The organism is Catenuloplanes nepalensis (genome assembly GCF_030811575.1).
Taxonomy (GTDB): Bacteria; Actinomycetota; Actinomycetes; order Mycobacteriales; family Micromonosporaceae; genus Catenuloplanes; species Catenuloplanes nepalensis.
In genome coordinates, this window is sequence record NZ_JAUSRA010000001.1 from 279,212 (window position 1) to 302,035 (window position 22,824).

The 22,824-nt window shown below is 72.5% G+C and carries 18 protein-coding genes; 6 read left to right on the forward strand and 12 right to left on the reverse strand.

Annotated features, from left to right (window positions below):
- Nucleotides 1–28: 28 nt before the first annotated feature.
- The 6 genes from J2S43_RS01245 to J2S43_RS01270 form a co-directional block, all read right to left on the reverse strand.
- Nucleotides 29–2,806: a serine/threonine protein kinase gene (locus J2S43_RS01245; protein ID WP_306826635.1), complete on the reverse strand. Its 2,778-nt coding sequence runs from the start codon at nucleotides 2,804–2,806 to the stop codon at nucleotides 29–31.
- A 69-nt stretch (nucleotides 2,807–2,875) separates the two neighbouring features.
- Nucleotides 2,876–3,673 (reverse strand): MBL fold metallo-hydrolase, encoded by a 798-nt coding sequence (locus J2S43_RS01250; RefSeq protein WP_306826636.1) that lies wholly within the window; start codon nucleotides 3,671–3,673, stop codon nucleotides 2,876–2,878.
- 21 nt (nucleotides 3,674–3,694) lie between these two features.
- The gene (locus J2S43_RS01255; protein ID WP_306826638.1) at nucleotides 3,695–4,174 is read right to left on the reverse strand and encodes a GNAT family N-acetyltransferase; all 480 of its coding nucleotides are present in this window, start codon (nucleotides 4,172–4,174) and stop codon (nucleotides 3,695–3,697) included.
- Nucleotides 4,175–4,183: 9 nt separating this feature from the next.
- On the reverse strand, nucleotides 4,184–4,942 hold the full coding sequence (locus tag J2S43_RS01260; protein WP_306826640.1) for a putative protein N(5)-glutamine methyltransferase: 759 nt from the start codon (nucleotides 4,940–4,942) through the stop codon (nucleotides 4,184–4,186).
- 97 nt (nucleotides 4,943–5,039) lie between these two features.
- On the reverse strand, nucleotides 5,040–5,588 hold the full coding sequence (locus J2S43_RS01265) for a hypothetical protein (RefSeq protein ID WP_306826643.1): 549 nt from the start codon (nucleotides 5,586–5,588) through the stop codon (nucleotides 5,040–5,042).
- Complete coding sequence (locus J2S43_RS01270) at nucleotides 5,585–5,809, reverse strand: hypothetical protein (RefSeq protein WP_306826645.1); 225 nt, start codon at nucleotides 5,807–5,809, stop codon at nucleotides 5,585–5,587. Before J2S43_RS01270 ends, J2S43_RS01265 begins: the two co-directional genes overlap by 4 nt.
- A gap of 65 nt (nucleotides 5,810–5,874) precedes the next feature.
- On the opposite strand from J2S43_RS01270, the gene J2S43_RS01275 reads away from it, so the two are divergent.
- Nucleotides 5,875–6,756, forward strand: a complete 882-nt coding sequence (locus J2S43_RS01275; protein WP_306826647.1) for a diacylglycerol/lipid kinase family protein — start codon at nucleotides 5,875–5,877, stop codon at nucleotides 6,754–6,756.
- A 78-nt stretch (nucleotides 6,757–6,834) separates the two neighbouring features.
- On the opposite strand, the gene J2S43_RS01280 is transcribed toward J2S43_RS01275, so the two are convergent.
- Nucleotides 6,835–7,479, reverse strand: coding sequence for a hypothetical protein (locus J2S43_RS01280; RefSeq protein ID WP_306826649.1), 645 nt, complete (start codon nucleotides 7,477–7,479; stop codon nucleotides 6,835–6,837).
- A gap of 175 nt (nucleotides 7,480–7,654) precedes the next feature.
- Between J2S43_RS01280 and J2S43_RS01285 the strand changes: the two genes are divergently transcribed.
- A complete protein-coding gene (locus J2S43_RS01285; protein ID WP_306826651.1) occupies nucleotides 7,655–8,269 on the forward strand; it encodes a copper resistance CopC family protein in 615 nt (204 codons plus the stop codon).
- Between the two features lie 374 nt (nucleotides 8,270–8,643).
- Here J2S43_RS01285 and gltX read toward each other — a convergent pair whose 3' ends face one another.
- The 3 genes from gltX to J2S43_RS01300 all read right to left on the reverse strand — a co-directional run bounded on the left by gltX (nucleotide 8,644) and on the right by J2S43_RS01300 (nucleotide 12,043).
- The gene (gene gltX, locus J2S43_RS01290) at nucleotides 8,644–10,038 is read right to left on the reverse strand and encodes a glutamate--tRNA ligase (RefSeq protein WP_306826653.1); all 1,395 of its coding nucleotides are present in this window, start codon (nucleotides 10,036–10,038) and stop codon (nucleotides 8,644–8,646) included.
- 275 nt (nucleotides 10,039–10,313) lie between these two features.
- Nucleotides 10,314–10,742, reverse strand: coding sequence for a DUF3592 domain-containing protein (locus J2S43_RS01295; RefSeq protein ID WP_306826655.1), 429 nt, complete (start codon nucleotides 10,740–10,742; stop codon nucleotides 10,314–10,316).
- A gap of 17 nt (nucleotides 10,743–10,759) precedes the next feature.
- The gene (locus tag J2S43_RS01300; RefSeq protein ID WP_306839130.1) at nucleotides 10,760–12,043 is read right to left on the reverse strand and encodes an MFS transporter; all 1,284 of its coding nucleotides are present in this window, start codon (nucleotides 12,041–12,043) and stop codon (nucleotides 10,760–10,762) included.
- A gap of 172 nt (nucleotides 12,044–12,215) precedes the next feature.
- Between J2S43_RS01300 and J2S43_RS01305 the strand changes: the two genes are divergently transcribed.
- Nucleotides 12,216–12,953, forward strand: coding sequence for an SRPBCC family protein (locus J2S43_RS01305; protein ID WP_306826657.1), 738 nt, complete (start codon nucleotides 12,216–12,218; stop codon nucleotides 12,951–12,953).
- Between the two features lie 46 nt (nucleotides 12,954–12,999).
- On the opposite strand, the gene J2S43_RS01310 is transcribed toward J2S43_RS01305, so the two are convergent.
- Nucleotides 13,000–15,144, reverse strand: coding sequence for a methyl-accepting chemotaxis protein (locus J2S43_RS01310; RefSeq protein ID WP_306826658.1), 2,145 nt, complete (start codon nucleotides 15,142–15,144; stop codon nucleotides 13,000–13,002).
- A 100-nt stretch (nucleotides 15,145–15,244) separates the two neighbouring features.
- Entirely contained in the window at nucleotides 15,245–17,989 is a 2,745-nt protein-coding gene (gene aceE / locus J2S43_RS01315; RefSeq protein ID WP_306826660.1) for a pyruvate dehydrogenase (acetyl-transferring), homodimeric type, read from the reverse strand.
- 177 nt (nucleotides 17,990–18,166) lie between these two features.
- On the opposite strand from aceE, the gene J2S43_RS01320 reads away from it, so the two are divergent.
- The 3 genes from J2S43_RS01320 (at nucleotide 18,167) to J2S43_RS01330 (ending at nucleotide 22,686) form a co-directional block, all read left to right on the forward strand.
- Nucleotides 18,167–18,571 (forward strand): YjbQ family protein, encoded by a 405-nt coding sequence (locus tag J2S43_RS01320; protein WP_306826662.1) that lies wholly within the window; start codon nucleotides 18,167–18,169, stop codon nucleotides 18,569–18,571.
- Nucleotides 18,572–18,669: 98 nt separating this feature from the next.
- Complete coding sequence (locus J2S43_RS01325; RefSeq protein ID WP_306826665.1) at nucleotides 18,670–20,280, forward strand: DUF4139 domain-containing protein; 1,611 nt, start codon at nucleotides 18,670–18,672, stop codon at nucleotides 20,278–20,280.
- A gap of 60 nt (nucleotides 20,281–20,340) precedes the next feature.
- Complete coding sequence (locus J2S43_RS01330; RefSeq protein ID WP_306826667.1) at nucleotides 20,341–22,686, forward strand: thiamine pyrophosphate-dependent enzyme; 2,346 nt, start codon at nucleotides 20,341–20,343, stop codon at nucleotides 22,684–22,686.
- Nucleotides 22,687–22,824 lie beyond the last annotated feature (138 nt).

Below are 22,824 nucleotides of genomic sequence, written 5' to 3' on the forward strand. Positions count from 1 at the left end.
TGAGGTTGATCACTAGGGTGATCGAGGATCAACCTCGGGCCGGCATCCGCCACACCTGGTTGATCCTGCCGGTGCAGGGCTGCGTCGACAGCAGTGCGGTGTCCAGGATGGTCAGGCACCGGTCGCTGTCGAGGAGCTGGAGCGTGCCGTTCGGCTTCGGGACGAATCGCTGGGCGCCGCCGTCGTTGCAGTCCCAGAGCTGCACCTCGTAACCGATGTCCGCGCCGCCGTTCGCGCCGACGTCGAGGCAGCGGGTGACCGTGCCGACCGTGTGCCGCAGCCGGTCGTTCGCGTCGAACGTCCAGCGCTGCGCCGTCGAGCCGTCACACTTCGCCACCGACACCCGGACGCCGCCGTTGGTGTCCGCCGGCATCTGGATGCAGCGGCCGTCCGCGCTGGTCGGCGTGGTGATCGCCGGGGGTGCGGCCGACGCGGTCCGGGACGGCGCGCCCGTGGTCGGCCTCGGCTTCGGCGCCGACGTGACCGGTGCCGCCGTGGGTGACGAGCCCGGCGACGGCGGCAGCGTCGGCACCGGTGGCACCGTGTTGGGCAACCCGAGGCTCCACAGCGGCGACGCCGCGGCCACGTCGGTCACCGGCGGCGCGACCTCCTTCTCGCCCCCGTTGAGCACCGCGACCGCGCCACCGGCCGCGAGCAACACCGCCGCCACGGCGGCCCCCACCAAAATCAGAAGCCTCACGGGGGTACGCCGACCACCCCGATCGCCGTCCTCGCGCTCCCGCCCGGCCTCCACCGTCGGACCCGCGCCGTCCCCACCCCCGCCCGCCTTCGGCGGAGTCCCCGGTGCCGGCGGCCGGCTGAACGTCGGTCCCGCCCCGGCCGTCCGGCCGGGGCCTGTCGCGTCGCCCGCTTGCCCTGGTCCGGCCGCGCCGCGGGCTTTCGGCGTTACCGAGGCATCGGGAGCGGCCGGTCCAGACGGTCCGCCCGACGTCGCGGATGCGGCCGCGCCGGAGGTCCTGAACGTATCCGCGGTGACGGAGGCATCCGTTTTGAACGTCTCGCCCGAGATAGGGGATCCGGTCGCGCCGAAGGGTCTCGTCGTCCCCGAGGTGGCGGAGGCGTCCGGTTCGGACGGTCTGCCGGAGATCGGGAATTCGGTCGCGCCGAAGGTTCTCGTCGTCCCCGGTGCGGCGGAGGCGTCCGGTTCGGACGGTCTGCCGGAGATCGGGAATTCGGTCGCGCCGAAGGTTCTCGTCGTCCCCGGTGCGGCAGAGGCGTCCAGCCCGGATGGTTTGCCCGCGGTCGCGGTCCCGGTCTTGTCCTTCGCACCGCTGACCTCGGGCGAATCCCCGGACCTACCGACGTCGGCCACTTCCGCGATCCCGGCGGGACCGCTGCCTGCGCTGGCCGCGTTGCTCGCGCTGGCCGCGTTGCTCGCGCTGGCCGCGTTGCTCGCGCTGGCCGCGTTGCTCGCGCTGGCCGCGTTGCTCGCGCTGGCCGCGTTGCTCGCGCTGGCCGGGTTGCTCGCGCTGGCCGGGTTGCTCGCGCTGGCCGGGTTGCTCGCGCTGCTCGCGCTGGCCGGGTTGCTCGCGCTGCCCGCGCTGGCCGGCTTGCCTGCGCTGCTCGGGTTGCTCGCGCTGCCTGGACTGCCCGTGCTGCCTGCGCTGGCCGGGTTGCCCGTGCTGCCCGCGGCCGGGTTGGCCGTGCCGAATCCACCGGCCGCGCCGATTCCACCGGCCGTGCCGAACCCGCCGACGGCGTCGCCGACGGTGGCCGGGCCGAACGTGGGCGGCGGCGGTTGCGGGGCGGCGGCCGGCTCGGGGGCGGCGCCCGGCGCGGGCGATGGTGCCCAGGCGTTCGGGTTCGCGCCGGTGGCCCGGCTGAACTCGGCGGCCCAGGCTGCCGCGTCGCCCGCACCACCGGGCGCACCCGTGGCGCCGGAAGCCGTGACCGCGCCGGCCGCACTCGCCGTGCCGGGGACGGCTGACGGCGTACCCGCGGAAGGGGTTCGGGGGTTTGCCGGTGCGGGCGTGCCGCCGCTGCCCAGCCAGTCGCGGCAACGGTCGATGATCGTGTCCGGGCTGGGGCGGACGGCCGGGTCGCGGGCGACGCACGCGCGGATCAGCGTGGCGAGGCCGGCGTCGACGCCCTCCAGGTCGATGTCGCCCTGGATGACGCGGAGCGCGACCCGTTCGACCGCGCCGCCGCCGAAGGGACGGCGGCCGGTCGCGGCGAGCGCGGTGGTGGCGCCGAGCGCGAACACGTCCGCGGACGGCGTCAGCTCGTCGTCGTCCATGAGTTCCGGCGCGGTGTAGCCGAGCGTGCCCATGAACGTGCCGCTCAGAGTGAGGCCGGCGTCGTCCGCGCCGCGGGCCACGCCGAAGTCGATGAGCTGTGGGCCGGTCGCGGACAGGATGACGTTCTGCGGCTTGAGGTCGCGGTGGCAGATGCCGTGCGCGTGGATCTCGGCCAGGCCCTCGGCCAGCGCGGCCATCATCCGCACCGCCGCGGCCGCCGGCATCGGTCCGTCCGCCGCGACCGCGGCCGCGAGCGTGGGGCCGGGGATGTACTCCGTGGCCATCCAGTACGGCGCGGTGGTCAGCTCCGCGTCGATGAGCGCGGCCGTATACGCACTGCGCACGGTGCGGAGCGTCTCGGCCTCGCGGCGGAAGCGGGTGAGCGCCTCCGGCTGCGCGAGGTAACCGGGACTGATCACCTTGACCGCGGCGGGCCGGCCGCCGGGCGTCCGCCCGAGGTAGACCACGCCCATGCCGCCGGCGCCGAGGCGGCCTTCGAGCTCGTAGCGACCTATCCGGGCCGGGTCTCCCGGCAGGAGCGGTTTCATGGATCCCCCTGCGAACGCGAGTGCGTCCACATGGTCGCAGAGCGGAATGCCGGGCGGCGCCCGGGATCGTCAATCCAGTCGGCTCAGGTATCGCGCGGCGGACGCGGACAGCGCGGCCTTCGCGCCCGAGGGCACCACGCGGCCCCACCATCCACCGTAGATGGTGTCGAACTCGAACGGCTCGACCAGGGACAACGCCCGTGTGATGACGGACGGGCGCTCCGGGATCAGGTTCGGGTACGAGTACATGAAGCTCACCCACCGCCGGTCCATCACGACCGTGAAGATGTCGCCGGTGCACAGCGCGGACCCGCCGGCCCAGTGCAGCACGGTGCCGCCGGGGAAGTGCACGCCGCAGTCGATCAGGGTGCGGCCGGGCAGGATCTCCAGCGTCTCGCCGTCCCAGAGGCGCACGTTGCCGTGGCGTTTGACCCACTGCCGGTCGGCCGCGTGCACGTACACCGGGATGTCGCCGAACGCGCGGCTCCACTCGATCATCGCGCCGTAGAAGTGCGGGTGGGAGATCGCGATCGCGGCCAGCCCGCCGTGCTCGTGCACGGCCGCGACCGTGCGATCGTCCAGGTAGGGCACGCAGTCGAAGAGCACGTTGCCGCCCTCGCCGGGGACGATCAGCGCGCGCTGGCCGATCGCGACGGACGGCTCCACGCCGACGCCCCACAGGCCGGGCGGCTCGGGGCGGACCACGCCGCGGTGTCCGGCCGCGGAGAGCCCGGCCAGCGTGGTCCAGCGTTGCCCGTCCCAGCCCGTGTACTGCCGCTCGTCCGCGCAGATGGCGCAGCTCCGCGCGTCGAAGCTCGCGGCACCGTACTGCACCCCGCAGGTGCGGCAGATCGGCAGCTCCGTCACCAGTAGAACCCTAGTGCCTCTTCAGAGAGTGCGGTGCATGATGTGCAGTCCGACGTACCCCCCGGTGGGGTGCTTGAAGGCCTCCGGCACGGTCGCGAGGATCTCGAAGCCGAGCGAGAGCCACAGCTTGACGGCCGGCGCGTTGGTGGACACCACCGCGTTGAACTGCATCGCGCGGTAACCGTCGGCCGTCGCGTCCACGAGCGCGCGCTCGCCGAGCGCCCGGCCGATGCCGCGCCCGCCGTGGTCCGGCGAGACCGCGAAGCCCGCGTTGGCGACGTGCGCGCCGTGGCCGGGCTGGTTCGGCATGGTGTACGCGGTGCCGACGATCGTGCCGTCCGGGTCGACCGCGACGATGGTGCGGCCGGTCATCCACTTGCCGCGCGCCCACGCCTCGGTGGTGTCCGGGCCCCAGGTGAAGTGCTCGCCGGTCGAGATGACCCAGCGCAGGATCGGCCAGATGCCCGGCCAGTCCGCGTCGGTCGCCGTCCTGATCTCCATGCGCTCAGCCTATCGACGGCCCACGACCGCGGTAGCCCCAAGATCATCATCCGAGACGATCTCCGCGGTCAGGCCGGCGCCGGTCAGGACGGCGACCGCGGCCGGCGCCTGCCGCTCGCCGGTCTCGGTCAGCAGCAGGCCGCCCGGTGCCAGCCAGTCACCGGCCCCGGCCGCGACCCGGCGTAGCAGGTCCAGGCCGTCCGGGCCGCCGTCCAGCGCGAACCTCGGCTCGTGGTCGCGCGCCTCCGGCGGCATCAGCGCCACCTCGTCCGTCGGCACGTACGGCACGTTCGCCAGCAGGATCGTCACGGTGCCGCGCAGGTCCGCGGGCAGCGGAGCGAACAGGTCGCCGGCGAACACACGCCCGCCGAACGGCTCCACGTTGCGCCGGGCACAGGCCGCGGCGACCGGGTCGATGTCGGCCGCGACCAGGCGCGAGCCGGGCAACGCGGCCGCGGTGGCGGCACCGAGCGCACCGCACCCGCAGCACAGGTCCAGGATCACGGCTCTTTCCTCAGAAGCGCCGGCAGCGGTACGGACGAGCAGCTCACTGCGCTGCCGAGGCACGAAGACGCCCGGCTCCACCACCCACCGCCGGCCGGCGAACTCCACCGCGCCGACCACGTGCTCCAGCGGCTCACCGGCCACCCGGCGGGCCGTCATCGCGACCAGCTCGGCCGGCGTGCCCGCGGACTCGCGCAGCACCCGGGCCTCGTCCTCGGCGAACACACAGCCGGCCGCGCGCAACGTTTCCACCAGGTCGTTCACGGGCCCGGACCCTATCAGTGCCGGATAGGAAACCGTCCGCGAACGCCCAGCGGCCCGATCTGTCCGGCAGGCGATCCGGGCCGCATCCTCCAGCCCGTCAGCTCGCGGGCCGGCGGGCGAAGACCGTGGTGGACAGGCGGGGCAGGTCGATGCGGAGCCGGGTCAGTGCGCGGCCGGACGGTGTGCGGTGGTCGGCCAGAACGCCGCGGAGCAGGCCGTCCTCGGTCACCGGTGTGCCGTAACCGCGGAGGTTGAGTGCCACCTCCACGGCCTTGCGGGCCGCCTCGGTCAGCACCAGCGAGACGCCCGGCCCGCTGAGCCGCACCCGCAGCGGCAGCGCGAGTGCCCGGTGCAGCCGCCACCGGGCCGGGTCGTCGATGCGGGCCGGGAGCCGGTCGCGCACCTCGTCAAGATCGATGCCGAGCGTGGCCAGCAGCTCCCGGTCGCGCCCGGTCGCGGCGCCGGGGCAGGCCGCGCGCACCGCACCGGCCGGGACGCCGAGTCGCGCCGCGACGTGCGCGGACGTGGACAGCGCGACCAGCAGCGTCTCGTCGTCGAGCCGGTCACGCCCGGACTCGCGGGCCAGCAGCCCGGCGCGCACGATCGCGCGCCGCGCACCGTCGTCGAACCTGTCCAGCATGGTCATGAGTGCCCCCTGGAAGCGTGCTTGCGGTGCGCGGTCTGCCGGCGGACGCCGAGCGCGGCCGCGATCGCCTCCCAGGACCAGCCGGCCGTGCGTGCGGCCGCCACGTGCGCGGTCTCGACCTCGTCGAGCAGCCGGCGCAGCGCCGCGACCGCGGCCAGCCCGGTCTCCGGATCGGGCGCGCCGGCCGCCGCGGCCAGTGCGGTGAGGCTCTCTCGGCTCATGTCTGTCAGCATATGCTGACACGCGCAGGATTGACCACCACCGTCTTCCGGGTATGAGGCTCCGTATGGCGAAACGGAGTGACGTGGCGGTGATCGCGCACGCGCGGAAGACGCTCGGCGGCGGGCTCGACGAGCTGCGCAAGCTGCTCACCGACGAGATCCACGACGAGCTGATCTGGTACGAGGTGCCGAAGAGCAAGAAGGCGCCGAAGAAGATCCGCAAGGCGCTCGACCAGGGCGCGAAGCGGGTCTTCGTCTGGGGCGGCGACGGCATGGTGCAGCGCGCGGTGGACACGCTGGCCGGCACGGACGCGACGCTGTCCATCCTCCCGGCCGGCACCGCGAACCTCTTCGCCACGAACCTCGGCATACCCGAGAACCTGGCCGAGGCGGTCCGGATCGGGCTGCACGGCACCGAGCGCGAGCTGGACCTGGGGAAGATCAACGGCGAGCACTTCGCGGTGATGGCCGGCGCCGGCTTCGACGGGCACCTGATCAGCGAGGCGGACAGCGGCGCCAAGGACCGGATGGGCAAGCTCGCCTACGTCTGGACCGGGCTGCGGCACATCCAGGACGACCCGTCGCCGACGAAGATCACGGTGGACGGCAACACCTGGTTCGAGGGCGAGGCCAGCTGCGTGCTGTTCGGCAACGTCAGCACGATCACCGGCGGCATCAAGGCGTTCGACGACGCGAAGCCGGACGACGGCTGGCTCGAGGTCGGCGTCGCCACCTCGCAGAACGCGGTCGAGTGGGCGCGCACGCTGGGCCGGATGGCGCTCGGCCGCTCCGACCGCTCGCCGTTCGTGCAGATCACCCGCGCGAAGCGGATCGAGGTGAAGTTCGCCCAGCCCACGCTCTACGAACTGGACGGCGGCGACCGGTCGACGGTCCGCAAGCTCAAGGCCAAGGTGGTGCCCGGCGCGATCCGGGTCCGCGTGCCGTAAGCAAGAGGCGTGCCGGTAAGGAAGAGGCGTGCCGTAAGGGGAGGCCTGCGGCTGCGAGAGGCCAGCGGTAACGAGAGGTCAGCGGCGGCGGGCCAGGAAGGCGATGCCGGCCAGCCCGCCGGTGATCAGCAGCAGCACGCCCGCGTTGACCGCGAGCATGCCGCGCAGCCCGCCCATGCCCGCGAAGAGGTCGCCGGCCGGGTCCACCGCCTGCTGCTCGTTGATCCGCTCGCCGCCGCCGATGCCGCCGGTCATCACGTCCGTGGTCTCCGGCAGCGGCGCGCCGGCCAGGCGCAACGCGTTCGGCATGTTGAGCCGGCCGAAGAACCACGCCTCGGTCGCCCGGCCGTCCGGCTGCTCACCCGGCCGGAACGCGCGCGGACCACCCTCGGCCAGCGGGTACAGGTCGTACGAATACCGGTCCTTGTCCCCGTACCGGATGACGACGGTGTATTTCGGGCCGAGCTTGCTCCGGTCCGGCACCGCGGCCCGGCCGCTCTCGCCGGTCAGCCAGCTGACCTGGCTGAGCATCGCGCTGAACAGCTCGTCGCCGTCCTCCTCGGTGATCTCGACCGAGTCCTCCAGGTCGTCGCCGGAGAGGATGACCGCGGTGGGCTTCGCGTCGTCGGCCAGCGCCGGGCCGGGGCCGACGAGCAGCGTGGTCACGGCCAGCACCGCGAGCACGGCGCCGGTGACGAACCGCCGGACGTTCTCTCGGATCATGAAACCCGCCCGTTCCTCGGATGGAGCCCTCTGCCCTGCTACCCCTCTAGAGTTCGCAGAACACGCGATCGTTGCACCGGCCGCGGCCGGAATTTGGAACCATCTGCCACTCGCGGCCGACCAAGGACGTGAATTCTTGATCAGCCGCCGCATCGTAACCAGCTGGAGGTATCCGATGGATCTCAGGGGCACACGCTGGACACTCGCGGTCTGTGCCGGGCTGCTGGCCGCGCTCGCCGGGGCGTCGCCCGCGCTCGCCCACAACTCGTTCACGGGCAGCAACCCGGAGGACGGCGCGACGGTCGAGAAGGCGCCGAAGGAGATCGAACTGCGCTTCCTGGACGCGGTCGACGAGGACGGCACGAAGATCACCGTCACCGGCCCGGGCGGCGCGTCCGGGCTGGACGGTGAACCGCGCTTCGACGGCAAGAAGGTCTTCGCGCCGTTGCGCGTGGGCCGCGCCGGTGAGTACACGGTCGTCTACGAGATCCCGTCCGACGACGGCCACCCGGTCAAGGGCGACTTCGCGTTCACGCTGACCGAGGCCGCCGTGGCCGCCGCCGCACCGAGCCCGTCCGCCGCGCCGTCGTCCGCCGCGCCGTCGTCCGCCGCGCCGTCCGCGACCGAGGCCGTGCCCGCCACGGACGCGCCGGTCCTGAACCCGGCCGCGTCGGACAGCGGCGACGAGAGCACGCCGTGGTGGCCCTGGGCGGTCGGCGGTGTGCTCCTGGTGATCGCGATCGCGGGCGGCACCATCGCCTGGGGACGCCGCCACGGCCAGGCCTCTTGAAGATCAAATTCCCGCGGGGATTCTCGGGACCACGGCGGGTCCGAAGGAAGGAGCGCGTTCCCCGAAACGTCCGGCGGGCAGTGCCCGTGGCCGCCCGCCGTCACGTAGCGGCTGTCGATTGCGTCCGCCTGGCGGGATGGATCTTCCGCGATGCGGAATCCTAGATCCTTCCAGTCCGGGTTGCTGTTTCGCGCGGGCTGAAACCGCAACCTGGGCTGGAAGGATCTTGGTACGGGCCCACCCGCCCGCCGGATATCGGCCGCGATACGGCTCCGGCGCAGGGCGCATCTGCTACGGGCGGCGGTCAGCGAGACACAGGTCAGCAGGTGTGCGACGAGGTCGGCCAGTTCGGTGAGGGAGCGACGGCCGTCCAGCTAGGCGGTGAGCTTGGCGTGGGCCGCGCGGAGGCGGGTGAGCGTGCGGTCGCGGCCGAGCGCCTCCAGCGACTCGAAGAGCGGCAGGCCGACGGTGCGGCCGGTGACCGCCACCCGGATCGGCGCCTGTGCCTTGCCGAGCTTGAGCCCGCGCTCCGCGCCGACCGCCTCCAGCGTGGCCTTGAGCGGCTCCGGCGACCAGTCCTCCTGCGCCTCGTAGGCGGTGATCGCGGCGGCCAGCATTTCGGCAGCGCCCTCCTTCATCGCCTTCGCCCACGCGGCCTCGTCGACCGGCGGCTCCGGCAGGAACAGGAAGTCCACGTTCTGGTTGATCTCGCTGAGCAGCGCGATCCGGGTCTGCGCCAGCTCCGCCACCTTCGCGAAGACCAGCGGGTCGAAGTCCGCCGCGGCCCACGGCCCGTTCGCCAGGAACGGCTGGACCGCCGCGATGAAGTCGTCCAGGCTGAGCGCCCGAATGTACTCACCGTTGAACGCGCGCAGCTTCTTCTCGTCGAAGAACGCGGGGGAGGGGTTGACCTCCTCCAGCCGGAACTCGTCCTCGATCACGGACCACGGCACGATCTCCCGGTCGCCGGACGGCGCCCAGCCGAGCAGCATCAGGTAGTTGCGCATCGCGTCCGCGAGGTAGCCCTCGTCGCGGAACTGCTCCAGCGAGACCTTGTCGCGGCGCTTGGAGAGCTTCTGCCGCTTCTCGTTGACCACGACCGGGACGTGTGCCCAGACCGGCGGCTTCACGCCCAGCGCCTCCCACAGCAGCTGCTGCTTCGGCGTGTTCGGCAGGTGCTCCTCGGCCCGGATCACGTGCGTGATGCCCATGATCATGTCGTCGACCACGTTGGCCAGCAGGAAGACCGGCGAGCCGTCGCCGCGCGCGATCACGAAGTCTTCCAGGTTCTTGTTCTCGAACGTGGGCTCGCCACGGACCAGGTCGACCACCACGGTCGCGCCCTCGTCCGGCGTGCGGAAGCGCAGCGCGCGGCCCTCGCCCGGCTCCAGCCCCCTGTCCCGGTGGAAGCCGTCGTAGCCCTGGTGCTGCGAGCCGTTGCGTGCCTGCACGTCCTCGCGGGTGCAGTCGCAGTAGTAGGCGCGGCCGGCGTCGAACAGCTTCTTCGCGGCCTCGCGGTGCTGCTCCGCGTTCGCCGACTGGAAGTGGGGGCCCTCGTAGGTGCCGCGCCGGATGCCGATCCAGTCGAGCGCGTTGAGGATGCCCTCGGTCCACTCCGGCCTGTTGCGCGCCGCGTCGGTGTCCTCGACACGCAGCACGAACACGCCGCCCTGCTGCTTGGCGTAGATCCAGTTCTGCAGGGCCGAGCGGGCACCGCCGACGTGGAACATGCCAGTGGGGGAGGGGGCGAATCGCACACGTACCGTCACCCGCTCAGCCTAACCGCGCGCTCCACCGGTTTCCGACGGGCCCCGAGCACTCACCACCGGCGGTGTATCGCTCACCGGCGGCGGCACCGCTTACTGGCGGCGCTTGCTCGCTGAGGTTCCGGCGGTCGCAAGGCATCCGGGCGCTCCGCGTCCGAAATTGTGTCATATAGAACACCCGACGCCGAACCGTCAGCGGCGGTGCCCGCTCACCGGATGGGGGTGAAGCGCACAGGGCGCCCTTGACCCGACGCCCAGTGGTCAGCGGCGGCGCATGCTCACCGGATGGCGATGAAGACCGCAGTCGCGACGGCCGCGATCGCAGCGGCTGCGGCGAACTGGACGCCGAGCCGCATGAGCGCGCGGGTGTCCGTGGCGACGAAGCCGGCGCCGTCGACCGCGATCCGGGTCGGCCGAGACTCGTCGTAGACGACCGTGAGCCGGCTGCCCGACACCGCGGAAGCGGTCTGCCAGCGGCCGGGACGCGCGATCACCTCGTGGTCGGTGACCGTGCGGAACCGGACGACCGGGGAGAACGCGTCCGGCCCGTCGTCGCGCCTCACCCGCTGCGTCTCGATGATCTCGCCGGGCACGCGCCGCCCGGTGCGCAGCAGCACGGTGGCGGCGCGGTATCGGACGACAGCGGTCGCGGCGACGACCGCAGCGACCGCGAGCAGCGAGATCAGGACGACCAGCGGGATCGGCACCGGTTCAGGGTAGGCGATCAGCGGACCGAGCGGATCTTGAGGACGAACGCGCTGCCGAGCAGCGTGACGACCGCGGTCAGGGCGTAGAGCGTGGGGTAGCCGCCGAGGTGCACCACGATGGGGGCGGACAGCAGCGGCCCGAGGACCTGGGGTGCGGCGTTCGCGATGTTGATGACACCGAGGTCCTTGGCGCGGTGGGTGGCGGCCGGCAGCACCTCGGTGATCAGCGCGGCGTCGACCGCCAGGTAGACGCCGTAGCCGCCGCCGAGCAGCACCGCGGCCACGACCGCGGCGGGCCACGTCGGCCAGATCGCGAGCATCAGCGCGGCCACGGCCATCTCGACGCCGGACCAGATGACGAACGCCTTGCGGCGGCCGGACCGGTCGGAGAGGCGGCCGGAGATCACGGCGGTGGCCATCATGCCCGCGGTGTAGAGCAGGATCAGGATCAGCAGGCCGGTCTCCGGGTCCGGGTGGCCGACGCCGTCGGTCAGGAAGTAGAGCAGGTAGAGCGTGCCGAACGCGTTGCCGAGCTGGACCAGGAAGCGGGTGCCCCAGGCCCAGGCGAAGTCCGGGTGCCGGCGCGGGCTGATCCACATGCCGGTGGTGAGCGCGCGGAGCGAGAACGGCGGGCGGTGGCCGCGCGGCAGTGGGTCGTCCGCGGTGCGCAGCGCGAACGGGAGGCCGAGGACCAGCAGCGCGACCGCGACCGCGGTGTAGCCGCTGATGGTGCCGGTGAAGACCGCGGTGACCAGCACCGCGCCGACGACCAGGCCGAGTGACTGCGGGATGCCGACCCAGCCGGAGACGGCCGCGCGCTGCGCCACCGGCACGCGGTCCGGGACGGCCGCGGTCAGCGACGCCAGCATGGCGTTCAGGAAGGTCTGCACGGCGGCCCAGCAGAGCACCACGCCGAGCAGCGTCTGCTGCCGGGACAGCAGCAGCAGGCCGGCCGCGGCGAGCACGGTGCCGCCGAACGTCCACGCGTGCCGGCGGCCCAGCTCGCGGCCGCCGAGGCGCAGGCAGGTGCGGTCGGAGAGCGCGCCGGCCAGCGGGTTCGCGATGATCGCGGCGAGCGCGCCGGCCGCCATCACCCAGGCGAGCGCGGCCTCCTTGCCGGCCGGGGCGATCCGCTCGATCTGCAGCGGCAGCAGCACCTGGATCGGGGTGAAGAACGCCATCCAGAGGCCGAGGTTCGCGCTGAACAGCAGCAGGATCCAGGTGCGGCGCACGCGGACGGCCGGCTCGGCCAGCGCGAGCGGGACCGGGAGCGACGTGGGCGTGGGATCGATGGTGGTCAGGTGCCACCTCCGGTCGCCGGGCGCCGTGCGGATGATCCGCACGGCGGCGGAAAATGAAAGGTGCTCGGACTTTAGTCGTTCGGCGCGTCGTGCGGAAGCCCACCGGAAATTACCGTCCTGCCCTTAAGCTCCCGATTGTCCAGCGAGGTGACCAGGGAGAAGGCGACGCCGGATGGTCGTGGTGGAACGGCACGGCCGCGTCGTCGCGCCGGCCGAGGCGGTGTGGGACGTGGTCCGGCGCGCGGAGACGCTGCCGCGCTGGCTGGCCGGCGTCACCCGCTGCGAGCAGGACGGCGACGGCCACGGCGCCCGCCGCCGGATGACCGGCGGAACCGGCGCGGTGGTACGGGCACGGATCATCGCCTACCGCGAGCCCTCACTGATCGCCTGGCGGGAGTGCGCGGACGCGGACGCGCCCGGCGACCCGCCGCCGGTGCCGATCGCGCGGGTCAGCACGGAACTGCACGTGGAGCTGTGCCCGGACGGGACCGGCACGCTGATCCGGCTGATCTGGGTGCACCGGCCGGGCGGCTTCTGGCGCGGCCTTGCGGTGCGGTTGTTCCGCACGCGCCGGATCGCGCACGACCTGGACCACTCGCTGGCCGTGCTCGCGGCCGGCCGCATGCGCCACCTCGACGACGACGGACCTCAAGATCAAGAGCTTGCCGCGCGGGTACGCCGGGAGCAGCACCTCGCGTCGCCGCCGCGCGCCGCGCACGAGCGCCGGGGGCAGGTCCTCGCGTCGCCGCCGCGCGCCGCGCACGAGCGCCGGGACGACGACCTCGCGGCGCGGATGCGGCGGCTGGACGCGGGTTTCGCGGTGCGGATGCGCCGGGACGGGGACTCCGCCGCAGGCGGTGCGGATCGGGGCGCGGGGATGCCCGAACCGCACGAGCCCGGCGCCTCGTAAGAAGGCACCGGGCTCGCACGACGTACCCCCGGATGAATTTGATCTTCTAGAGCCGGAAGCGGCCGACCAGTGTCTGCAGGTGACCCGCGGTCCCGCTGAGCGCGCTGGCCGCGTCCTGCGACGTGTCCACCGCGCCCCGAGTGGTCTCGACGGTGTCGTTGACCCGGGTCATGGTCGCCGCGATCTGCTCGCTGCCCTGCGCCACCTCGCCGATGTTGCGGGCCATCTCGTTCGTGGTCGCGGCCTGCTCCTCGACCGCGGCCGCGATCGCGTTCTGGAAGTCGTTGACCCGGGTGATCGTTGCGGTGATCGCCTCGATCGCCTGGACCGCCTTCGCGGTGTCCCCGTCGATCGCGGCGACTCGCGCGGTGACGTCCTCGGTGGCCCGCGCGGTCTCCTGCGCCAGCTCCTTGACCTCGCCCGCGACCACCGCGAAGCCCTTGCCGGCCGCGCCCGCCCGGGCCGCCTCGATCGTCGCGTTCAGCGCCAGCAGGTTGGTCTGCTCCGCGATGCTGGCGATCAGCTTCACCACGTCCGCGATCTTCTCGCTGGACACGCGCAGCTCGTCGATCACGTCAGCGGCCTTCTTGGTCAGGCCCACGCCGTCCCGGCCGGCCGACGCCGCCTCCTGCGCGTTGCTGGAGATCTCGCTGATCGACGCGCCCATCTCCTCCGCGCCGGCCGCGACCGTGGAGACCGCGCGGGAGACGTCCGCCGCGGTCTCGCCGGCAACGCCGGCCTCGGCCGCCGCGGTCGAGGACGCGGAGGCCAGCTCGCCGCCGACGTCCGCGACCCGGCCCGCGGCCTGCGAGACCTGGTGGGACGCGTCGGTGACCTCGCTCATCAGCTCGCGCAGGCCGGTGACCGCGGTGTTCAGCGCGTGACCCATCTGGGCGATCTCGTCGCCGCCGCTGGGCTGGACCCGGACCGTCAGGTCACGCTCGGCCAGCCCGGCCAGCGCGCCGGTCAGATCGCTGACCCGGCGGGAGATCCGGCGGGCCTGGACGTAGGCGACGATGCCGCAGCCGATCGCGAGGATCACGCCGACCGCGATGAACGCGGTGAGCATCTCGTCGCGGCCGGCCTCGACCTTGTCCAGCGCGGCGGAGTAGTCGGGCAGGTAGCCGCCGACCGCGATCGCCCACTTGTACGGCTCGTAGTAGGTGACGACGGTGCGGGTGTCCGCGACCGCGGTGTCGGTCGTGCCGGCCAGCTGGAACGTCGCGGTGTTGCTCTCGCCCTCGGCCAGCCCCTCCGCCGCGGTGATGATGTCCGCGACGTAGGGGGTGCCGTCCGCGTCCGTGGCGTCCAGCAGCGTCTGGTCCACCGCCTCCGGGATGTCGGACGCGATCACCCGGCCGCGGTCGGCCGTGCCCGCGCTGAGCACGGTGACCCAGCCGTTCTGGCCGACCATCGTCTCCGAGATCGTGCTGGTCAGCGCCGCGATCGCCTCGGCCTGCGGCACGCCGTAGAAGAGCGAGCCGATCACCCGGCCGTTCTCGTTCTTGATCGGGTCGTAGGCGGTGATGAACCAGGTGCCGACCACCTGCGCCACGCCGCGGTAGGACTTGCCCGACTTGATCGCGGCCGCGACCGCGTTGTCCGTGCCGTCCGCGTTCTTCGCCGGGATGTACGTGCCGATCGCGCGGTTGCCGTTCGCGGCCTTCACGTTCGTGCCGACGCGCAGCAGGTCACCGGCCTCGTTCATGCGCTGGAAGACGGTGACGTACCCGCCGATGAGCTGGGTGATGTCGTCGACCAGCGGCGTGGGCGTCGCGAGGTTCCGGTTCTGGCCGAGCCACTCGCCGCTGACCTCGGCCCGGGGCAGCGACACCGTGGTCTTCGCCTGGGTGACCTGGTTGGTGGCCTCCCAGGTCGCGGTCTCGCCGCCGTTGAGCGACATGCCGCCGGCGTTGGCCAGGACCGTGTTGGCGGTCTCCATGTCCCGGTTGACCTGGTTCTGCACGGTGTCGCCGGACGCCTTGACCAGCTGGGTGACGCCCGCGCTGACGTGGCTGAGGTCCTCCTGGGTGAGCGTGCTGACGCTCTCCTCGGTGGTCTCCTGGAACGAGGCCGACTCGTAGGTGCCGACGCCGACGAGGATCGTGGCGGTCACCAGCACTCCGCCGACGCCCAGCATCAGCAGCTTGTGCCGCAGCTGAAACCCGTTCTGCAACCATCCCACGCGCATGACCGGCCAGATCGACCGAACTTGTCCGGTTCTGAGGCGAAAATGAAAAATCCCCCGTCAGTCGTGTATAACCGGCCGACGGGGGATTGAAGGTGCTATCTCAGGAGTCGCCGCCGGTCTCGCCGACCGGTGCCGCGTGCACGTCGTCGATCGCGTACTTGCGGGCCGCGTCCGCCGGCACGCCGGCCGGTACCTTCCCGTCCAGCGCGAGCTGGCGCAGCGTGGCCACCGTGATCGACTCGGCGTCCACGTGGAAGTGGCGGCGCAGCGCGTGCCGGGTGTCCGACATGCCGAAGCCGTCCGTGCCGAGCGACGTGTACGACCCCGGGATCCAGCGCGAGATCAGGTCCGGCACCGCGCGCATGAAGTCGCTGACCGCCACCACCGGGCCGTCGACCCCGGACAGCTTCTCCTGGACGTACGGCTTGCGCGGCGCGTCGCCCGGGTGCAGCAGGTTGTGCTCCTCGACCTGGACCGCGTCGCGGCGCAGCTCGGTCCAGGAGGTCACCGACCACACGTCCGCGGCCACGCCCCAGTCCTGCGCCAGCTGCTGCTGCGCCTTGAGCGCCCAGCCCATGCCGGTGCCCGAGGCCAGAATCGCCGCCTTCGGGGCGTCGCCGTCCACCGCCGGGGCGGGGGAGTAGCGGTAGATGCCCTTGAGTAGTCCGTCGACGTCCAGGTCGTCCGGCTGGGCCGGCTGGAGGATCGGCTCGTTGTAGACGGTGAGGTAGTAGAAGACGTTCTCCTGCTTCTCGCCGTACATCCGGTGCAGGCCGTTCTCGACGATGTGCGCGATCTCGAACCCGAACGCCGGGTCGTACGCGACGACCGCCGGGTTCGTGGCCGCGAGCAGCAGCGAGTGGCCGTCCTCGTGCTGGAGGCCCTCACCGTTGAGCGTGGTGCGGCCCGCGGTGGCACCGATCACGAAGCCGCGCGCCATCTGGTCGGCCGCGGCCCAGAAGCCGTCGCCGGTGCGCTGGAACCCGAACATCGAGTAGAAGATGTAGAGGGGGATCATCGGCTCGTCGTGCGTGGCGTAGGACGAGCCCGCGGCCGTGAACGACGCGACCGAACCGGCCTCGTTGATGCCCTCGTGCAGGATCTGGCCGGTCGTCGCCTCCTTGTACGACAGGAAGAGCTCGCGGTCCACGGACGTGTAGTTCTGGCCGTGCGGCGAGTAGATCTTCTTCGTCGGGAAGAGCGCGTCCAGGCCGAACGTGCGCGCCTCGTCCGGGATGATCGGCACCCAGCGCTTGCCGAACTCCTTGTCCTTCATCAGGTCCTTGAGGAGCCGGACGAAGGCCATGGTGGTGGCGACCTTCTGCTTGCCGGAGCCGCGCTTGATGTCGCCGAACGTCTCGGCCGACGGGATCGGCAGCTTCTTCGCCTCGGTCCGCCGGGACGGCAGGTAACCGCCGAGCGCCCTGCGGCGCTCCTGCAGGTACTGCATCTCCTCGGAGTCGTCGGCCGGCTTGAAGTACGGCGGGAGGTACGGGTTGTCCTCCAGCTGCTTGTCCGAGATGTCCAGGTAGAGGCGGTCGCGGAACTTCTTCAGATCGTCCAGCGTCAGCTTCTTCATCTGGTGCGTGGCGTTGCGCGCCTCGAAGTGCGACCCGAGCGTCCAGCCCTTGATCGTCTTCGCCAGGATCACGGTCGGCTGCCCGGTGTGCTCGGTCGCCGCCTTGTAGGCCGCGTAGAGCTTCCGGTAGTCGTGACCGCCGCGCTTCAGGCCCCAGATCTCGTCGTCGGACAGACCCTCGACCATCTTGCGGGTACGCGGGTCGCGCCCGAAGAAGTTCTCCCGGACGTACAGACCGGATTCGGCCTTGTAGGTCTGGTAGTCGCCGTCCGGCGTGGTGTTCATCAGGTTGACCAGCGCGCCGTCCGAGTCCGCGGCGAGCAGCGGGTCCCACTCCCGGCCCCAGACGACCTTGATCACGTTCCACCCGGCGCCGCGGAAGAACGACTCCAGCTCCTGGATGACCTTGCCGTTGCCGCGCACCGGCCCGTCCAGGCGCTGCAGGTTGCAGTTGACCACGAAGGTGAGGTTGTCCAGCTCCTCGCGGGCGGCCAGGCCGATCGCGCCGAGCGACTCGACCTCGTCCATCTCACCGTCGCCGAGGAACGCCCAGACGTGCTGGTCCGACGTGTCCTTGATGCCGCGGTGCTGGAGGTAGCGGTTGAACCGCGCCTGGTAGATCGCGTTCATCGGGCCGAGGCCCATGGAGACGGTCGGGAACTCCCAGAAGTCCGGCATCAGGCGCGGATGCGGGTACGACGGGAGGCCGCCACCCCGGTGCGACAGCTCCTGGCGGAATCCGTCCAGGTTGTCCTCGGTGAGCCGGCCCTCCATGAACGCCCGCGCGTACATGCCCGGGGACGCGTGGCCCTGGAAGTAGATCTGGTCGCCGCCGCCCGGGTGGTCCTTGCCGCGGAAGAAGTGGTTGAAGCCCACCTCGTAGAGGCTGGCGGACGACGCGTAGGTGGAGATGTGGCCACCGACGCCGATCTCCGGGCGCTGCGCGCGGTGCACCAGCATCGCGGCGTTCCAGCGGATGTAGGCGCGGATCCGGCGCTCGATCATCTCGTCGCCGGGGAACCAGGGCTCCTGCTCCGGCGCGATCGTGTTGATGTAGTCGGTCGAGGTCAGCGGCGGCACGCCGACCTGACGCTCCCGAGCCCGCTCCAGCAGTCGAAGCATGACGTAGCGCGCGCGCTTGGCGCCGCCCTCGTCGATCACTCCATCAAGCGACTCGACCCACTCGCTGGTCTCTTCGGGGTCGATGTCCGGAAGCTGGCTTGGTAGGCCATCGCTGATGACCGGGCGCTTGCGTTCCGTGGCCACGGGCATTCCTCAGGGTAGATGGAAATGGTATGTCTGTGGGATAAGTCTCTCCGGTCATCCTGCCTCGTATGACGGGGGGCGTCACGCTTACCACCGTCAGACGCGATGCTTGACACAGATACCGCACGGTAACTTCCGCTTAACGAGGGCGATGTCCGGGGTGGGAGACTGCGCGTCATGCGCACCGAGGTGATCACCGTCCGCACCGGGGGCCGCCCCGCCGTCGTGGACATCACGGACCAAGCCGCCCGTTTCGTCGACGGCCAGGGCGACGGGCTGCTCAACGTCTTCGTCCCGCACGCCACGGCCGGGGTCGCGATCCTGGAGACCGGCGCCGGCTCGGACGACGACCTGCTGACCGCGCTGGACGACCTGCTCCCCACGGACGACCGCTGGCGGCACCGGCACGGCTCGCCCGGCCACGGCCGCGACCACGTGATGCCCGCGTTCGTGCCGCCGCACGCTACGCTCCCGGTGCTGGGCGGCCGGATCACGCTCGGCACCTGGCAGTCCGTCTGCCTGGTCGACCCGAACGGCGACAACCCGGAACGCCAGGTCCGCTTCTCCTTCCTGCCGGGCTGAGCCGTACCCGGTCCGCGGCGCACCGGATCGCGGAGGCGACCACGGCGCACGCGGCACTGCGGGACGGCCTCGGTGCCTGCGCACGCTAACTTCGTGCCATGAGCGATCCCCTGTTCTCCGAGCCGGTCGACTCGACGATCGCCGGCGTGATCGTCTACCCGGACCGCGCCCGCGTCACCCGGCACGCCACCGTTCGGCTGCCCGCCGGGGATCACACCGTGCCGCTGGGGCCGCTGCCGCCGGCCGTCGACGCGAGCTCGGTGCGGGTCGGCGGGCGGGGCGCGGCGACCGTGCTCGGCGTGGATGTCACCACCTTCCACGCGCCGCGCAGCGCGGACCCGGAGGTCGCGGCGCTGGAGGAGCGCCGGCGGTCGCTGGACGACGCGCTGCGCGAACTCGACGACGACGAGGCCATCGAGAAGGAGCGCGCCGAGTTCCTGCACGAGCTGGGCCGGCGCGCCGGCACCAGCTACGCGAAGGCACTGGCCGAGGGCACGGCCGCGCCCGGCGCGATCGCGGGCTTCGGAGACTCGCTGGCCGAGCAACTGGCCGCGGGCAAGGCCCGGCAGCGCGCGGCCGAGTTGCGCCGGGAGCGGCTGCACGAGGATCTGAACGCGGTCACCCGTGAGCTGCTGGCGGTCGATGCGAAGACGGCGCCGGACCGGCTGGTGGCGATGGTGGCGCTGGAGATGGCGCACACCGGCGAGGTGGAACTGGAGCTGTCCTACGTGACGCACGGCGCGTCCTGGGAGTCCAGCTACGACGTGCGGCTCGACTCCGACGGGGACACGCTCACGCTGACCTGGTTCGGGCTGGTGTCGCAGCACACCGGCGAGGACTGGCCGGCCACGGACCTGCGGCTCTCCACCGCGCGCCCGGCGAGCCCGGTGGCGGTGCCCGAGCTGGACCCGTGGTTCCTGGACAGGTGGCGCCCCTCCCCGATGCCGCGATCGGTGCCGCTTCCGCCCGCGCCGGCCGGGGCCGCCTACATGATGGAGAGCGACGCGCTGATCGTCGGCGGCCCGGCCGCCGCGGCCCCGATGGCGCGGGCCGCGAAGGTCGCGGAGGCCGTCGCGACCGTGGAGCAGGGGGCGGCCGCGGCCACCTACCGGCCGGCCCGGCCGATCGCGGTGCCGGCGGACGGGACCTCGCACCGGGCCGTGGTGGCGTCGCTGGAGCTGCCGGCCCGGCTCGACCACGTGACCGCGCCGGTCCGGGACACCAGCGCGTACCTGCGGGCCACGGTGACGAACGCCAGCGAGCACACGCTGCTGCCCGGTCCGGCCGCGGTGTTCCACGGCGGCGATTTCGTCGGGCGGACCCGCCTGAAGCCGTGGGCCCCGGGCGAGGAACTGGAGCTGGCGCTCGGCGTCGACGACCGGGTCCGGGTGGAGCGCGAGCAGACCCGGCGCACCGCGACCAAGGCCGCGCTGTCCGCCACCCGCCGGCGCGAGGCGGAGTACACGATCACGGTCGGCAACCACACGCCCCGTGCGGCGCACGTCACGGTGCTGGATCAGCTGCCGGTCTCCCGGGACGAGGCGATCTCGATCCGCGAGACCCGGTTCGACCCCGCCCCGGCCGAGCGCACCGAGATGGGCGAGCTGACCTGGACGTTGCAGGTGCCGGCCGGTGAGACCCGGACCGTCGTGTTCGGATTCCGCGCCGAGATCGGCAAGGGTGTCGAGCTGGACGGGTGGCGTGAGTGAACGCTCTCCTTCAGACCGTTCGAGTGGCCCCGAGCGGTACGGGTCGGTAATGCTTTCGGGGTGACCACCCCTCAAGATCTCGACGAGCGGTTCCGGGAGACGGTCGGCGCGCTGGCCAAGCCGGACGAGCGGCGGACGTCCGCCGACCCCGTCCGGGACGGCAGCGGGTTGACCGGTGCCCGGGCGCTCGAACTCTTCGACGCCCAGCTCACCACCCGGCACCTCGACCTGGCCGCGCGCTGGCTGCGCAGCTTCGGCGAGGGGTTCTACACGATCGGCTCGTCCGGGCACGAGGGCAACGCCGCGGTCGCGGCCGCGGTCCGGCACACCGACCCGGCGCTGCTGCACTACCGGGCCGGTGGTTTCTACTGCGCCCGCGCGGTCCAGGCGGCCGGCGGCGAGTCCCCGCTGGACGACGGGCCCCGGCACGCCGCCGCCGAGCACGACGACGGCGTCTCGCTGGCCGAGGCCGCCCGGGACGTGCTGCGCGGCGTCATCGCGTCCAGCCAGGAGCCGATCGCGGGCGGCCGGCACAAGGTCTTCGGCAACGCGGAGCTGCACGTGGTGCCGACCACGTCCACGGTCGCGTCGCACCTGCCCCGCGCGGTCGGCACCGCGGTCGCGATCGAGCACGGCCGGCACCTGGCCTCCGTGGAACGGCCCGGCCCGGCCCGGCCGGCGCCGGTCTCGCCGTGGCCCGCGGACGCGATCGTGGTCGCCTCGTTCGGCGACGCGTCGATCAACCACGCCAGCGCACAGGCCGCGTTCAACACGGCCGGCTGGTCCGACCACTCCGGCGCGAAGGTGCCGCTGCTGCTGGTCTGCGAGGACAACGGGCTCGGCATCAGCGTGCCGTCACCGGAGGGCTGGGTCGCGGCCGCGCTCTCCACCCGGCCCGGCATCAGGTATTTCCATGCGGACGGGTGCGACCTGGCCGCCACCTACGACGCCGCGGCCGAGGCCGCGGCGTACGTGCGGAGCGAACGCCGGCCCGCCGTGCTGCACCTGGAGCTGGTCCGCCTGATGGGCCACGCCGGCGCGGACGCGGAGATCGGCTACCGCACCGCGGCCGAGCTGGCCGCGGACGTGGCCCGGGACCCGCTGGTCGCCACCGCGCGGCTGCTGGTCGAGGCCGGGCTGGCCGGGCCCGCCCAGCTGATCGGGCGGTACGACGAGATCGGCTGGCTGGTCCGCAAGGTCGCGGAGGAGGTGCTGGGCGAGTCCAAGCTCGCCACCGCGGCCGAGGTGATGGCGCCGATCGCGCCGCGCCGGCCGGTGCGCACCGCACACGCGATCACCGAGGCGGCGTCGTTCGCGACCGGCCCGGGCGCGGCCGCGCGGGCGACCGCGCTGGACCGGCTGCCGGAGGCGCGCGGGCCGCTCACGCTGGCCCAGACGATCAACGCGACGCTGGCCGACGCCGCGCTCACGTACCCCGGCATGATCATTTTTGGTGAGGACGTGGCCGCCAAGGGCGGCGTCTACGGCGTGACCAAGGGCCTGGCCGACCGCTTCGGCCAGGACCGGGTGCTGGACACGCTGCTGGACGAGACGTCCATCCTGGGCCTGGGCCTCGGCGCCGGGCTGGCCGGGCTGCTGCCGGTGCCGGAGATCCAATACCTGGCCTACCTGCACAACGCGGAGGACCAGCTGCGCGGCGAGGCCGCCACCATGCAGTTCTTCAGCCGCGGCGCCTACCGCAACCCGATGGTCGTGCGGATCGCCGGGCTCGGCTACCAGGAGGGCTTCGGCGGCCACTTCCACAACGACAACTCGCTGGCCGTGCTGCGGGACATCCCCGGCCTGGTGGTGGCCGTGCCGGCCCGCGCCGAGGACGCAGCGCCGATGCTGCGCACCGCCCTGGCGTCCGCGCAGACCGACGGCTCGGTCGTCGCGATCGTCGAGCCGATAGCGCTCTACCACACACGCGACCTGCACGCGGACGGCGACGGCGAGTGGCTCGCTCCCTACACCGCCCCGGCCGGGTGGAACGCGGCGCACGTGCCGATCGGGCGGGCCCGCGTCTACCCGCTCGGTTCCGCCGACGACCTGACGATCCTGACCTTCGGCAACGGGGTACGGATGTCGCTGCGCGTCGGGGCCCGCCTGGCCGCCGCCGGGTACGGCGTCCGCGTGGTCGACCTGCGGTGGCTCGCGCCGCTGCCGGTGGCGGACATCATCCGGGAGTCGTCCGCCACCGGGCGGGTGCTGATCGTGGACGAGACCCGCCGCTCCGGCGGCGTCGGCGAGGGCGTCCTGGCCGCGCTCGTCGACGCCGGATTCGTAGGCGCCGCACGGCGTGTCGCGTCCGTCGACTCGTTCATCCCGCTCGGCCCGGCGGCCCGCCAGGTGCTCGTTTCCGAGGACTCCATCGCCCAAGGTGCCCAGGCCCTGCTCGCCCCGTGACACTATGTATCCCGATGAGCTGGAAAGTCACGGGCGGAAGGCTCGGTGTGCCACTTGCGCCGGAGCCGGTAACTGTGTGGACTACCGGGCATCAGAAAGTTGGGGGAGACCTCGGTGCCACCGATCGGCGGCCGGGGA